This is a genomic window from Chitinophaga alhagiae (assembly GCF_003568665.1).
Taxonomy (GTDB): Bacteria; Bacteroidota; Bacteroidia; order Chitinophagales; family Chitinophagaceae; genus Chitinophaga; species Chitinophaga alhagiae.
Window position 1 is genome coordinate 253,007 of sequence record NZ_QXMH01000001.1, and the last position, 14,439, is coordinate 267,445.

At 52.6% G+C, this 14,439-nt stretch carries 13 protein-coding genes; 6 read left to right on the top strand and 7 right to left on the bottom strand.

Annotated features, from left to right (window positions below; genetic code table 11):
• Nucleotides 1-344 precede the first annotated feature (344 nt).
• The 4 genes from ahcY (at nucleotide 345) to D3A97_RS01005 (ending at nucleotide 3,926) form a co-directional block, all read left to right on the top strand.
• Nucleotides 345-1,643, top strand: a complete 1,299-nt coding sequence (ahcY, locus tag D3A97_RS00990) for an adenosylhomocysteinase (RefSeq protein ID WP_232825809.1) — start codon at nucleotides 345-347, stop codon at nucleotides 1,641-1,643.
• A gap of 161 nt (nucleotides 1,644-1,804) precedes the next feature.
• On the top strand, nucleotides 1,805-2,431 hold the full coding sequence (locus D3A97_RS00995) for a hypothetical protein (protein WP_119075752.1): 627 nt from the start codon (nucleotides 1,805-1,807) through the stop codon (nucleotides 2,429-2,431).
• 11 nt (nucleotides 2,432-2,442) lie between these two features.
• Nucleotides 2,443-3,168 (top strand): DUF3307 domain-containing protein, encoded by a 726-nt coding sequence (locus D3A97_RS01000; RefSeq protein ID WP_119075754.1) that lies wholly within the window; start codon nucleotides 2,443-2,445, stop codon nucleotides 3,166-3,168.
• Nucleotides 3,169-3,194: 26 nt separating this feature from the next.
• Entirely contained in the window at nucleotides 3,195-3,926 is a 732-nt protein-coding gene (locus D3A97_RS01005) for a pyridoxine 5'-phosphate synthase (protein WP_119075757.1), read from the top strand.
• Nucleotides 3,927-4,073: 147 nt separating this feature from the next.
• On the opposite strand, the gene D3A97_RS01010 is transcribed toward D3A97_RS01005, so the two are convergent.
• The 7 genes from D3A97_RS01010 to D3A97_RS01040 form a co-directional block, all read right to left on the bottom strand.
• A complete protein-coding gene (locus D3A97_RS01010) occupies nucleotides 4,074-5,801 on the bottom strand; it encodes a hypothetical protein (RefSeq protein WP_119075760.1) in 1,728 nt (575 codons plus the stop codon).
• Nucleotides 5,798-6,571, bottom strand: coding sequence for an ABC transporter ATP-binding protein (locus tag D3A97_RS01015; protein ID WP_119075763.1), 774 nt, complete (start codon nucleotides 6,569-6,571; stop codon nucleotides 5,798-5,800). The genes D3A97_RS01010 and D3A97_RS01015 overlap by 4 nt, the downstream gene beginning before the upstream one ends.
• A gap of 71 nt (nucleotides 6,572-6,642) precedes the next feature.
• The gene (porQ, locus tag D3A97_RS01020; protein ID WP_119075765.1) at nucleotides 6,643-7,716 is read right to left on the bottom strand and encodes a type IX secretion system protein PorQ; all 1,074 of its coding nucleotides are present in this window, start codon (nucleotides 7,714-7,716) and stop codon (nucleotides 6,643-6,645) included.
• A 177-nt stretch (nucleotides 7,717-7,893) separates the two neighbouring features.
• Entirely contained in the window at nucleotides 7,894-10,296 is a 2,403-nt protein-coding gene (gene lon, locus D3A97_RS01025) for an endopeptidase La (RefSeq protein WP_119075768.1), read from the bottom strand.
• 170 nt (nucleotides 10,297-10,466) lie between these two features.
• A complete protein-coding gene (locus D3A97_RS01030) occupies nucleotides 10,467-11,081 on the bottom strand; it encodes a porin family protein (protein ID WP_119075770.1) in 615 nt (204 codons plus the stop codon).
• A gap of 118 nt (nucleotides 11,082-11,199) precedes the next feature.
• A complete protein-coding gene (locus tag D3A97_RS01035) occupies nucleotides 11,200-12,144 on the bottom strand; it encodes a hypothetical protein (RefSeq protein ID WP_119075773.1) in 945 nt (314 codons plus the stop codon).
• A gap of 81 nt (nucleotides 12,145-12,225) precedes the next feature.
• Nucleotides 12,226-13,458, bottom strand: a complete 1,233-nt coding sequence (locus D3A97_RS01040) for a metallophosphoesterase (protein ID WP_232825810.1) — start codon at nucleotides 13,456-13,458, stop codon at nucleotides 12,226-12,228.
• Nucleotides 13,459-13,471: 13 nt separating this feature from the next.
• Here D3A97_RS01040 and D3A97_RS24980 point away from each other — a divergent pair, with 13 nt between their 5' ends.
• Both D3A97_RS24980 and D3A97_RS01045 read left to right on the top strand, forming a co-directional pair.
• Nucleotides 13,472-13,672, top strand: a complete 201-nt coding sequence (locus D3A97_RS24980; protein WP_198673953.1) for a hypothetical protein — start codon at nucleotides 13,472-13,474, stop codon at nucleotides 13,670-13,672.
• A gap of 76 nt (nucleotides 13,673-13,748) precedes the next feature.
• Entirely contained in the window at nucleotides 13,749-14,429 is a 681-nt protein-coding gene (locus D3A97_RS01045; protein WP_119075778.1) for a metal-dependent hydrolase, read from the top strand.
• Nucleotides 14,430-14,439: the final 10 nt, after the last annotated feature.

Below are 14,439 nucleotides of genomic sequence, written 5' to 3' on the forward strand. Positions count from 1 at the left end.
GTTCGCGGGCGGTTTATTTTCCCCGGGCGGTTGCCCTTTCTTTCCTCTTTTCCCGTTTGTAAGCGTTTCTGCTACAGCTACTTAGTTCATCAATGACTCCGAAAAATAATGTGTAATTACCTGGAAATATAGGTCGTCAATTAGCAAATGTATTATTTTTATAATATTATAGCAAATAATAATTGTATTATTTTATGAATATGAATAAAACAGGGCTTGGGGGCTTAAACAGTTCAGATTGAGGGGAATGTGCCGTGCAGAAAGCATTATGTTAAAAGTTAAAATAACGGTAGATTTGCAAAAAATTATTTGGAATGTCAACAACTGCTAAATCCAAGATTGATTTGAACCTCAAGTACAAAGTAAAAGACATGTCTTTGGCTGAATGGGGTCGCAAAGAAATACAGCTTGCTGAAGCTGAAATGCCGGGATTGATGGCCCTCCGCGAAGAATATGGCAAATCCCAACCATTGAAAGGCGCCCGTATTGCAGGCTGCCTGCACATGACCATTCAAACGGCTGTGCTGATCGAGACCCTGGTAGCCCTTGGCGCCGAGGTACAATGGAGCTCCTGCAACATCTTCTCTACGCAAGACCATGCCGCTGCCGCTATTGCTGCTGCCGGCATTCCGGTATATGCCTGGAAAGGACTGAGCGAAGAAGATTTTAACTGGTGCATTGAACAGACGCTGTTTTTCGGCAGTCTTGACCGCCCCCTGAACATGATCCTGGATGACGGCGGGGACCTGACCAATATGGTACTGGACGTTTACCCCGAGCTGATCCAGCACATCAAAGGCCTGAGTGAAGAAACCACTACCGGTGTTCACCGCCTGTATGAAAGAATGAAGAACGGCACGCTGCCCATGCCTGCTATCAATATTAACGACTCCGTTACCAAATCCAAGTTCGACAACAAGTACGGCTGCCGCGAATCCTGTGTGGACGCTATCCGCCGTGCCACAGACGTGATGATTGCCGGCAAGGTAGCTGTAGTGGCCGGTTTTGGCGATGTGGGCAAAGGCTCCGCAGAATCCCTGGCTGGCGCAGGCGCCCGTGTGATCGTTACTGAAATTGACCCTATCTGCGCTTTGCAGGCGGCGATGGAAGGATATGAAGTGAAGAAAATGGCTGACGCGGTAAAAGAAGCCGATATTATCGTGACCACCACCGGTTGCCGCGATATCATCACCGGCGCGCACTTCAAAGCCATGAAAGACAAAGCCATTGTATGTAACATCGGCCACTTCGACATCGAGATCGATGTTGCCTGGCTGAATACCAACTTTGGCCATACCAAAGTGGAGATCAAACCACAGGTAGACAAATACACTGTTGACGGTAAAGACATCATTCTGCTGGCAGAAGGCCGCCTCGTAAACCTGGGCTGCGCCACCGGCCACCCCTCTTTTGTGATGAGCAACTCCTTCACCAACCAGACCCTGGCCCAACTGGAGCTGTGGACCAACAGCGACAAGTATGAGAACCAGGTATACGTGCTGCCCAAGCACCTGGATGAGAAAGTAGCCCGCCTCCACCTGAAAAAGATCGGTGTGGAGCTGGACGTGCTGAGCAAAGAGCAGTCTGCTTACCTCGGTATTCCTGTTGAAGGGCCGTTCAAGCCTGAATACTACCGTTACTAGTCATAACGTATGCTTTTTTATAAAAGGCAGCTCCGGCACGGGGCTGCCTTTCTTTTTTCCGGGGTTCTCTAAAATATAAGGCTACAGCCTTATATTAATAGATTATAAGGCTATAGGCTTATAATGAGGCATTATAAGGTTTATGACTTATATTTGTAAACATGAAAAAGGCGGTAGTTATTACAGGAGACGTGATCAGCTCTTCTACGCTGAAAGCCACGCAACGGAAACGCCTGCAGCAGGCGCTGGATGCTGCCTTTGCAGCGGCGGGGCAGCAGGTGCCCGGCTTCAGGGCGGAACAGTTCCGGGGAGACAGTTTCCAGGCCGTGCTGGTAAAGCAGCCTGCAACCGCGCTGCAGGCCAGCCTCATCATACTGGCCGCGTTATGGAAAAAAGGTTTCAGGGCGCGGCTGGCCATTGGTACGGGAGAAATTTCGTTCACATCGAAAAACATCGTAACTTCTGACGGTTCCGCGTTCAGGCATTCCGGGCCCATGCTGGATGAACTGAAGAAAAAGAACGGGCTGCTGGCCATTGTTACCCCCCACCCTGCCGTCAACCAGGAGTGGGACATTCACAGCCAGGTGCTTTCCTTCCTGGCAGAGCGCTGGAGCCCCCTGCAGGCAGAAGCCGTGCTGGAACAGCTCAACGGCCTTACACAGGCACAAACAGCAGAAAAACTGCATATCCGCCAACCAGCCGTGCATCAACGGCTGCAGGCCGCAGGCTGGCATGTGGCAGACCTGATCGTAAAGCGGTTTGAGCAACAGATCTTAACCATGTTTTAAAAACCATATTGATGCTTTTATTGATAAAATGGCTATGCGCTCATATACTGGGCGATTTTGCCCTGCAACCCTCCCGCTTTGTTCAACATAAACGCCGTTACAAGGCAGCTTCCGGATATCTTTACCTGCATTGCCTGGTCCATGCGGCCCTCGTATACCTGTTTACCGGCATGTGGCAGCTGTGGCTGGCGCCCGTAGCAGTGGGCGTTACGCATTATTTCATAGACCTCTGGAAACTGCATCAGAAAGACGATGCCAAAAGTTTTATTATAGACCAGCTGCTGCACCTGGCCGTATTGCTGCTGCTGTGGATACAGGTTACCGGCAACTGGGCGGCCGTATGGCCTTACCTGCAGGCCCTGCTCAATAACCGCCAGTTCTGGACGCTACTTTTCGGCTACGCCGCCATCATCTGGCCCGCGGCCTTCCTGCTGGGCTTTGCCACCCGCCGCTGGCGCAACCAGGTGCAGGACGCGCGCCTCTCCAACGGTAAAACCTCCCTCAGCGAAGCCGGCCGCTGGATCGGTATTTTTGAACGCATACTCATCCTCACCTTTGTGGTCACCAGCCACTACGAAGGCATCGGTTTCCTCATTGCCGCCAAGTCCATTCTCCGGTTCAACGACCTGAAAGGCAACGATACCCACCGCGAAACCGAATATGTGCTCATTGGCACGCTGATGAGCTTTTCCATCTCCATTTTTACCGGCCTTGCCGTGAAATACCTGCTGCAATAATTGGGTAAACAACGTAATTTTGCGGCATGACCAAGCTGAGTGTTAACATCAACAAGTTTGCCACGCTGCGCAACGCACGCGGCGGCAATTTGCCGGACATTATACAGGTAGCCAAAGACTGCGAACGTTTTGGCGCGGATGGCATTACGGTACACCCCCGGCCGGATGAACGCCACATCCGCTACCAGGACGTACGGGACCTGAAACCCATTGTTACTACGGAATTTAATATTGAGGGCTATCCCTCACAGGATTTTATAGACCTGGTGCTGGAAGTAAAACCGCACCAGTGTACACTGGTGCCGGACCCGCCGGGCGTTATCACCTCCAATACCGGCTGGGACACGGTACAGCACCAGTCTTTCCTGAAAGACGTGATCAGCACCCTTAAAAAGGCCGGCATCAGGGTCTCTATCTTCCTCAACCCGGAAACAGGCATGGTAGCCGGCGCCAAATCTGCCGGGGCAGACCGCATAGAGCTGTACACCGGCCCCTACGCGGAAGAATACACGAAAGCCCGCACCCATCCGCAAAACTTCCAGTTGTTCAACGACTATAAAAATACCGCCCGCGAAGCCTCCGCCATTGGCCTGGAGCTGAACGCCGGCCACGACCTGAACCTGGATAACCTCCGTTTCTTCAAGCTGCACATTCCCCAGCTCAAGGAAGTGTCTATTGGCCACGCGCTGATATGCGACGCTATCTACATGGGTCTGGAAAATACCATCCAGCTCTACAAGCGGCAGTTGCAGGATTAAAATAACTGCCGGAAAAGTGCTTTAAATGGTGGGGACCAGGCTGGCTGGAACATGCATATTGCACAACCATGATCTTCCCGGAAAATATTGATCGCAGAAGGGGCTGATGGAAAAAACCATCAGCCCCTTTATACATATCATACACTCCTACCGCTCCAGCACCGCCCAGGATGTTTCCCTGTATTTGGCCTGCAGCAGGTAAAAAGCCGTAGCGGAGAACAATGCAAAGATCAGCACCAGCCAGTTGGCGCTCAGGTAAATGCCGAATACCGGCTTGCCGCCGCGCAGCAAGGTGGTAGCATAATGCAGCAAGCCCAGCATACCGGGCACCATGAGCACCATCAGCCCCCTCAGAAAACCGCCCGCTCCCTGCTTGATATTGATCTCCGTAGCAAACGGCAGCTTGCGCAGGAACAGGAACGCAAAAATGATATTCACCAGCGCCACGTTCACCAGTCCCAGCAACAGGTCTGGCACTACGCCAACGCCCCATACCGCCAGTGAAAAAATGGCAATTACAATATAGAAAGGCAGGAAGAACTTCACAAAAGCGGCTTTGAACGCCCCCATCAGCAGCGGCCCGGGCGCCTCTACCGGCGCCGCATAATATACCCACCCGGCCCTGAACTTGTCTGAGTACACCAGGTTGGTAATGGCGGTAATGAACACGAAAGTGCTGCTATAGATCAGGATAACGAAGGCGTTGCCGGAAGATAATTGATCCCAGGCCGCTGCCGGGCTGGTGTGTTTGCCAGACAACAGGAAAAACACAAAGTACACCAGCACATAGGCCAGCGAAGGGTACACCTTCAGCTTGAACTCCCGGCTGCGCCCGGTTACCAGCCATACCAGCTCAAAAGCCAGCTGCTCCTGCCGCCCGCGGGAAAACCACGCGGCCAGCCGCTTGTAAAGCGGCATACGGCCTGTTTGCGGCTGCCTGGCTACCTGTTTTTTAGCAGGCGGCGCTTCTCCCCCGCTACCGCTCAGCATGGCCAGCTTGCGGTTAAAACTGGGGGCAAACACCTTTACCACCAGCCACAGGCTCAACACCGGCACCGCCAGCGCCAGCGCTATGTACAGGAGCATCAGCCATGTGTAAGCACCCTGCGCCACCGCGGCATAAGCCGCCGCAAACCAGAAGCTGGGCGCCAGGTTCAGCAGCGGGTAAGCCCACAGGTCTATATCATCCAGGTGAAGGTTGCGGGTGAGCCGGGGCACCAGGTAGTACGTGGCAAATACGATGACAGAAAATATGATCTGAACGTAGTTGAGTATTTCCTTGAACCGTTCCGGGGTGGTCAGTTTCAGCGCCAGCAGGTACACCGCGTTGATCAGGAAAATGCACAGTACGCTGAGCAGGAACACCAGCGCCGCAAACCACAACACCACCACTCCCTGCGTTACGGCCAGCCATATAAAAGCCGGCAGCATCAGCGGCACCACTATTTTAGACACATGCACCATAATATGCAGGATGCGGGACACTACCACCGTTTTGTCGTTCACCGGCTTGGGCAGTATCACAAAGTTGTCTTTCACGTCTATCAGCACGCTCGTAAAATCTGAAATAAGGGTGATAGACAGCATCACGATGAACACGGAAAACCAGATGAACAGCTGCATCAGCGGGTTGCTGGAAAGGCTGAACACAAAAAGGTAAAAAACGCCCATCAGAAAAGAGATCAGCACCACGGCCAGGGAGCCGTATTTCTGCTCTTTCTTTTTCTGTTGCCGCATGTGGGTGTAGGCATTGGGCCGCCGGTCGTCCATCTTCAGCTTTACGTCAAGGATGGCCATCAGTTGCGGTACGTTTACGCCCAGGCGTACCCAGAGCGGTTTAAAGAAGCCTACAACAGCCAGGAAGAACCTGTTCATGTCCGTTCCGTTTTATGTACAAAGGCATCTGCCGCGCCAGACAAATTATGCTCGCCGGTGAGATGGGCAAATATTTTCTCCAGCGTATCGCCCTCGGACTGCTTCAGCTGTTCAAAAGTACCGTCTGCCACAATGCTGCCTTCGTTGATGAGCACGATCCGGTCAGACACTTTCTCCACCACGTCCATCATATGCGAGCAATAGAAAATGGTTTTGCCTTCTTTTTTCAGCAGGGACAGGATCTCTTTTACCATGATCACCGCGTTGGCGTCAAGGCCGGAAAGCGGTTCGTCCAGCACTACGATCTGCGGGTCATGCAGCAGGCCGGAAATGATGAGCACTTTCTGCCGCATGCCTTTGGAGAAAGTATCCATCCGCTGGTCTTTATTTTCCAGCAGGCCAAAAGCGCCCAGCATGCGGGCAGCCCGCTCTTCGATCACAGCATCGTCCATCTGGTACAGTTTGCCGGTAAAAGAAAGGTATTCCATGGGCGTCAGCACATCATAGATCTCCGCATTTTCCGGCACATAGCCGATCAGGCCTTTGATGGTGAGCGTATCTGTACGCAGGTTGTGGCCCAGTACATTGACCTCTCCTTCAAAATCGCCCAGCAGGCCTATGAGTATTTTCACCGTGGTGGATTTGCCGGCGCCGTTGGGGCCAATATAGCCAATGATCTGCCCGGGAAACACATCCAGGTTTATTCCTTTTAACACCTGTTTTTCTCCGTAGCGCTTTGTTAGGTCCCTGATGGAAATGATGGGCTGCATATGCACTGTTCCTCTGTTTTTATAGGCCGGCCCACGCGGCCGGCTTGTGATTCAATCAATGTGGTCGTCCCTTATGGTTGCCAGCCAATGCGGTCACCGAATTTACCTAATCCCATCCATTGGTTCAAGGGCAGGTTGATGCCCAGGTGGTTCATGGCAGTAGCCTGCTGGTACCAGGCGCGGGCGTAGCGCAGCTGCAACTTGCTGACCGTAACGCCTACGCCCAGCGAAAAACCGCTGAGCCCCTGCCGGTTCAACATGGCCAGCTCCCTCCGGCGCAGGTGGTTGTAGGCGGCCGTCAGTTCTACGTAACGGCCTATGTCAAACTGCGCGGCCAGCACAAAATGCCGGAAAATATTATCGATGGCGCCGCCCCGCGCCCTTACCGTATCCCCGTTATCTATCACCACATTTTCTTCCAGCGCGGGGTCTGCATAACGGATATCGAACTGGTATACGTGGTGCAGGGTAGCGGAGAGCTGCAACGGCAGGTGCTGCAGGCGTTTGGATACGCCCACCTGCAGGTCAAAGGGCAGCGGTTCTTTTTCAGTGGCCGCATAGGCGCTCAGCTGCCCGCCCATGTTGCGCGCCACCAGGCCGGCCTGCCAGCCCTGCGCCGTATCCTGGTAGGCAATACCCACGTCTGCGGCCAGGCCGGAAGAGCGGTAGGTAAGGTACCGGGAGTGAATATATTTCAGCCCTACACCGTAGTACCATTTTTCAAGGTAGCGGCGGGAGGCGTTTACCTGCCATACAAAATCACTGGGGCTGAAAGTACCCAGCACATTGCCCGCCGCATCCGTATGCGTCATTTGCCCGTAACCGGTAAATTGCAGGCTGGTGGCGAAGGTGGTGGCCAACGCCGCGTGGTGAAAGGCAAAGGCCACATGGCTGTAGCGGATACCGGCAAAGTAACCGGCGTAGTTCACCTGCAAATGCGTATGCATGGAAGGCCGCAGCAAGGCGGGGTTCAGCAGCGCCAGAGAAAGATCGTTCCCCTGCCGGCTCACGTTCACACCGCCTAAAGCCGTTATCTGCGGGGAGGCGGGCAAGTCAAGAAAAGCGTAGGTGTTTTTACCGCCCAGCACCTGGGCCCCGGCGGCAACCGGAAACAGCAGCAATATGAGCAGGTAGCGAAGCGGCAATGGGCATGCGGATTAGGTGACCGGCGTTAAGGTACAAAAAAAGCATATATGTTTAGAAAGAATAAAGCCACCTGTAACGGCGGCTTTATTCAAACCCTTAAACAATCAACATGCGCCCGCTTCTTGACGAAGCGAACTTTAGATACACCTGCTGCCAGGAATGACAGCTTGTGTTTCCTATCTCTTTAATAACGCTGTTTCCAGCACTTGGTTCATTTCTTTTACATAATGAAACTTCAAACCCTTGATATAATCAGGATTAATGTCGTTGATATCTTTTTCGTTCTGCCAGCAGAGGATGATCTCTTTAATGCCGGCGCGTTTGGCGGCCAGAATTTTTTCCTTGATGCCCCCTACCGGCAACACCTGCCCGCGCAGGGTGATCTCCCCCGTCATGGCCAGGTAAGGCCTTACCCGGCGGCCCGTGTAGGCGGAGGTGAGCGCGGTGAGCATGGTAATGCCGGCGCTGGGCCCGTCTTTCGGTACCGCGCCTTCCGGCACGTGCACGTGAATATTTCTGTCCCTGAACAATTTGGGATCTATTTTGTATTGGCCGGCATTGGCCTGTAGGTAGCTGAGGGCGGTTACCGCGGATTCTTTCATCACATTGCCGAGGTTACCCGTCAGCTTCAGTTCTCCCTTGCCTTCACTCAGGCTGGACTCTATGAACAGGATGTCTCCGCCCACGTACGTCCAGGCCAGGCCAACAGACACGCCGGGAGGATTGCCGGTTTTGTATATCTCGTTGCTGTAGCGGGTTTTGCCCAGGGCTTTTTCTACCCGTTGTTCTGACACAGCGCCTTCCACCTTTACACCGGTGGCCACATCTTTGGCCAGCGAGCGCATGATGGCGGCAAACTGCCGGTCCAGCTCACGCACGCCGCTCTCCCGCGTATAATTGGCAACTACTTTCTCTATCACTTTATTGGCAAAGGTGAACTTGCTGTCTTTCAGCCCGTGCGCATCCTTCTGTTTCGGGATAAGGTGGCGTTTGGCTATTTCTATTTTCTCTTCGACAGAATAACCGCTCAGGTCAATAACCTCCAGCCTGTCCCGCAGCGCCATGGGCACGTTGTTGATGTTGTTGGCGGTGGCAATGAACAGTACCTTGCTCAGATCGTACTCCAGCTCCAGGTAATTGTCGTAAAACGTGCTGTTCTGCTCGGGGTCCAGCACTTCCAGCAGTGCGGATGCCGGATCTCCGCGGAAATCGTTGCCTATTTTGTCTATTTCGTCCAGTATCATCACCGGGTTGGACGATTTTACCTTGCGGATGGTTTGCAGTATGCGGCCGGCCATGGCGCCAATGTAGGTTTTCCGGTGGCCGCGTATCTCGCTCTCGTCATGCAGGCCGCCCAGGCTGAGCCGGGCGTATTTGCGGCCAATAGCATTGGCAATGGAACGGCCCAGGGAAGTTTTGCCAATGCCCGGAGGGCCTACAAAACACAGAATAGGCGATTTCATATCGCCTTTCAGCTTCAGCACCGCCAGGTATTCCAGTATACGGTCCTTGATGCGGTCCATGCCGTAATGATCTCCGTCCAGCACGGTTTTGGCCTTCTTCAGGTCATAACTGTCAAGCGTATATTCATTCCAGGGCAGGTCCAGCATCAGGTCAAGATGGTTGTATACCACCGAATAGTCCGGCGTGCTGGGGTGCATCCTTTCCAGTTTCTCAATGCCTTTGCCAAACAGGTCTTTAGCAGCGTCCGGCCACTTTTTCAGTTCCGCCTTGCGCTGCATTTCCTTGATCTCCCGGTCATTCGAATCCCCGCCCAGCTCTTCCTTGATAGACTTCATCTGCTGCTGCAGGAAGTATTCCCGCTGCTGCTTGTCCAGGTCTGCCTTGGTTTTGTTGTTGATCTTGTTTTTCAGCTCCGCCAGCTGCAGTTCCACCTGCAGCAGCTTCATCAGCAATTCCGCCCTTATGCGCAGGTTGTTGATCTCCAGCAGTTGCTGTTTCTCTTTCAGGTCGCTGTTCAGGTTGGAAGACACAAAGTGAATGAGGAAAGGCGCGTTCTCTATGTTTTTGAGAATGATGCTGGCTTCCGAGGGGATGTTGGGAGACAGCTGGATGATCTGCCCCGCCAGGTCCTTGATGGAAGAAACATAGGCGTCAAACTCGGAGTCGTTCTCGTCCAGCTGGTCTTCCAGCAGTTCGTAACTGGCCTTGAAATAGGGGTCTTCCGTCAGTATGGCCTTTATCTTGAAACGCCGGCGGCCCTGTATGATGATGGTGGTGCCGCCATCCGGCATTTTGATGAGTTTCACAATTTTTGCTACCGTGCCTACATCTGTCAGGTCAGCTACCCCGGGCTCTTCCACGTTACTGTCTTTTTGCGCTACCACACCAATCATTTTGTCAGTCTTGTATGCGTCATTTACCGCCTTGATGGACTTGTCACGCCCTACTGTAATGGGCAAAACCACCCCGGGGAAAAGCACCGTATTTCTCAGGGGCAGCAGCGCCAGTTCCTCCGGTATCTTCTCTTCCTCCTGCCCTTCGCCATCTTCATTCAAAGGTATAATTGGCATAAACTCCATCTCCTCCTCGTTATTGCTCAAAAAAAATGTATTCATTTGTCAGTTTTAAGTGCGGGGACAATATGGCAGGCCCTTCCTGCAAAATCTCCCCAGTTTGATAGTATACCTATATAGTCAACTTTGATGCCATGCTGAAAGGTATAAAAAAAAGGATACCCGGAAAACGGATATCCTTTTCAACAGATGCAGGATAACAAAAGTTATTGCTAGAGCGTAATACCAACGCCTAACTGGATGGCCTGGTTTTTCCAGGTATCCGGATTTACGGCATTGGAAGCGGTTACATCGCTAACGTTGGAAAGGCCGATCACGTAGCGCGCGCTGATGTTAACAATGGGCAACTGCAGCCAGAGGCCGCCCACGGCCGAAAAGTCGCCTGATTTAAAGGCTTCTTTCCCTTCCTGGAACACATTTTTCTTTTTGCTGGTGAGAATGCTGAACTGTGGCCCTACCTGCAGTTTGAAGCGGGGAGAACCGAGGTCAATGTTGGCCAGCACCGGAATGCTCAGGTAATTGAGATTGGGCTTGTTCTCTTTCAGGTTCTGAAATTCATTGTCTGCCTCAAACTCGGCGGTATTTTTTACTTCAGCTTTTGAAGTGGAGAACACCACTTCCGGCTGTATACCGAAACCTTTTACCAGGTTGATCTGGGCAAAGCCGCCCAGGTGGTAGCCGAGTTTGAAACTTTCGTCGTAACCGGTACCATCTATTTTACCGAGGTTCGCACCTCCTTTAATACCAAATCGGATCATCTTTTGAGCACTAACGGTGGATACGGTGGCGCAGGTAATGACTGCCAAGGCGAAAAACAGTTTTTTCATATTTGATTTGTTTAGTGTTAAGCTCCTTAATTTATCTTGATAATGAATACATTCCACATGTAAGACGCAGGAAAAACCTGCTCCCCCTACACGCAAGTGCAAAATCCATGCTAGATACTTATAACGTAACGCTGACGCTGGCGGTAAAGTACCCCGTCAGCCCGGTATCGCCGCCCTGCAGCAGCTTGAAAACGGTATAGGAGGGAGAAACGGCCACCTTGCCGATCAGGTAGGAAATACGCACGCCCAGGTCTACCGCCCTGGGCCGGAAACCAGTATTGTCACTCACCGTTATTTCCTCTTCTTCCTGCTGCGGCCGCCCCTGGTTGCCTCTTTTTCTGTTGTTCCGCTTTTCGATCATTTTGGAACGGGATACATATTTGGTGCTTTTGAGGTTGCTGTAATAATTGGCCGTGCCCATGGTAAAGGAAGCTACCGGCATAATAAGGATGGCATCGTCTGCCTTCAGCAGGTCCATGTAGATAAATGAATGCCGCACATCCGCAATAATATTGAAATCGCTGCCGGTAATGGTGCGTTCTGCTCCCTGGGAAAGCTTTTCCCGGTACTTGCCCCAGCCAAGGTCAAGGCTCAGGCCCGGCTCCAGCCACCACTTGCGGTAAAAGAAATAGGCAAAGGCCTCATTGGTAATAGGCGTAGCGGGAATGTCCGAAGAATCCGCATAAAAATAACGCGTATAGGAAATACCGGTCAGGAAGTGGCGGTTCTTCGTATAGTCGTACCCGGCGCTGAGGTCCATCTCGAACCAGGGCTTGCGCTCCGCGTTCAGCAGGTAGTAGGCATACGCTGAGGCAAAGAGGCCGCTTTTGTGGTTGTAAGACAGGTTGGGGGAAAGAAAAGGCTTCATGGTAATGGGGCGGAACGGGTCTGTGGATTTGCCGCCGTAGGCCGGGTTGTTGCCAAAGCCCAGGCCTATCACCACTTCGCTCACCGCTTCCCGGTTCAGCAGGGAATCCAGTTGCCTTTCCAGGTCTGCCAACGACTGGCCGGCAGCCGGGCGGGCAGCACAAAGGAGCAGCAAAAAAATGATATGGTATCGCATAAACACGCCCTTGGGCCGCCTGCAAGATAAACAAAAAAACGGCCGGCCGCTGTGGCAACCGGCCGTTTCCTGTATAGCTGTTTACACCAGTTCTATAACGGTTATTTCTGGCATAATGCCTACCCTGCCCGGGTACCCGAGGAAGCCGTACCCGCGGTTTACGTAGAGGCTCTGCTTCCCGTCCTGGTACAGGCCCGCCCATTGTTTGTAAATGTACTGGGCGGGGCTCCATTTGAGGAAGGGGATTTCCACGCCAAACTGCATGCCGTGGGTGTGGCCGGCCAGCATGAGGTCAATGTCCGGGTAGCTTTGCCGTACCTGTCCGTCCCAGTGCGTCGGGTCATGGGAGAGCAATATCTTGAAAGGTATTTCCCCGCTGCCGGCGTAAGCGGCGGCCAGGTCTCCCTTCCGGGGAAAGCGCGGGTTGGCGCTCCAGTTCTCCACCCCCAGCAGGGCTATTTTTTCGCCGTTCCTTTCCAGTACGGCATGCTCGTTCATCAGCAGTTTCCAGCCCATTTGCCCGTGAATGGCCTTGAGGCGTTCCAGGTTTTTGATCTTCATGTCGCTATGGCGGTTGGCATCATAGTCCGGCCAGGGGAAATAATCCCCATAGTCGTGGTTGCCCAGGGTAGAATAGACCCCGTATGGCGCCTTTATTTCACTGAATACGGAAATATAATCTTCCATTTCGTCCGCCCGGTCGTTCACCAGGTCTCCGGTAAACACCACCAGGTCCGGCTGCTGGGCGCGTATCAGCTCAATGCCCCGCATCACGGCCTGTTTGTCTGTGAAGCTGCCGGAGTGTACGTCTGATATCTGCACTATTTTGAGGCCCTTGAAGGCTTCGGGCAGGTTTTTAAAGGTGAGCCTGATCTTGCGCACATGGTAGTTGTACTTGTTGCTGAGGCCGTACAACAGGGTGCCCAGCATGGTGCCGCCCAGCAGGAGGCCTGTTTTCATGAGAAACTGGGAACGGGAGATGCCCTCCACTTCGCGGTTGCCTTCTACGGCGGCCACGGCCGGCGCGGAGCGCATTTTTTCCACGATCCACATAATGGCACGGCGCCCGTCGTCAGCCAGGAGGAACACGATCACCAGGGCTTTGGCAAAAAACAGCCCGAAGGCGAAGGTGAGGTAATAGGAGCGGGCCAGCATGAACTTTTCCCAGGGAATGCGGGAATAGAATACAATGGAAGCCAGTACAACAGCGGAAGTAAGCCAATACAGGCTGAAAACGATGGTCCTCCATTTAGGGGAGGCTGCCGCCATCATGGAACGGATAGCTACAAACACGTAGGCATCCATGGCTACCATAATGACTATCAGTATGATAGAAGATAAAAGACCGGGTCCTGCACGCATAACAATTTATCAATCAATGGTTTTTAAAAAAATGGAACAGCAAATTTACCACAATCCGGGCGGTTGGGGCCTTTTTGCTGCCTTTGTAGACGATCATGTGACTGAAAAATTGCAAAACGGCGAAAAAAACCGCTACTTTTCCCCAAAAACCGGTGTGAATAAATAAATGGAGGGCTTGCCCCATATTTTAGCTATTCGTTGTATTTTTGTCCGATTCAGTTATTATAATATATTATTGCGATATGAAATTCACCTATTACGGCCATTCCAGCTTTGCTGTAGAGGTAAAAGGCAAGAAAATAGTTTTTGATCCGTTTATAACCCATAACGAGCTGGCCCGTTCAATAGATGTAGATCGCATTGCGGCGGATTATATTTTTGTTTCACACGGCCATAGCGACCACGTGGGTGACCTGATGGCGCTGGCAAAGAGAACGGGCGCCACGGTGGTAGGCGCTTTTGAGCTGGTAGAATGGGTACGCAAGCAGGGGCATGAGCAGATCCACCCCATGAACACCGGGGGACAATGGGCGTTTGACTTCGGCACGGTGAAGTGCGTGGTAGCCCATCACTCCAGCGGCCTGCCTGACGGCAGCTACGGCGGCAACCCGCTGGGTTTCATTTTCACTACAGACGAAGGTACTTTTTACTTTGCCGGGGATACGGCGCTCACCTTTGACATGGAGCTGATACCCCGCTGGGCCAAACTGGACTTTGCCGTGTTGCCCATAGGTGATAACTTCACCATGGGCGTAGAAGATGCCATTATTGCAGCAGAATTTATAGAATGCGGCCGCATTGTAGGCGTACATTACGACACATTCGGCTATATCAAGATAAATAAAGCAGATGCCACCCGGAAGTTTGAGGCAGCGGGCCTTTCCCTGCTGCTGCCGGCTATCGGTGAAACAATTAACATCTAGCAGGTCCTAT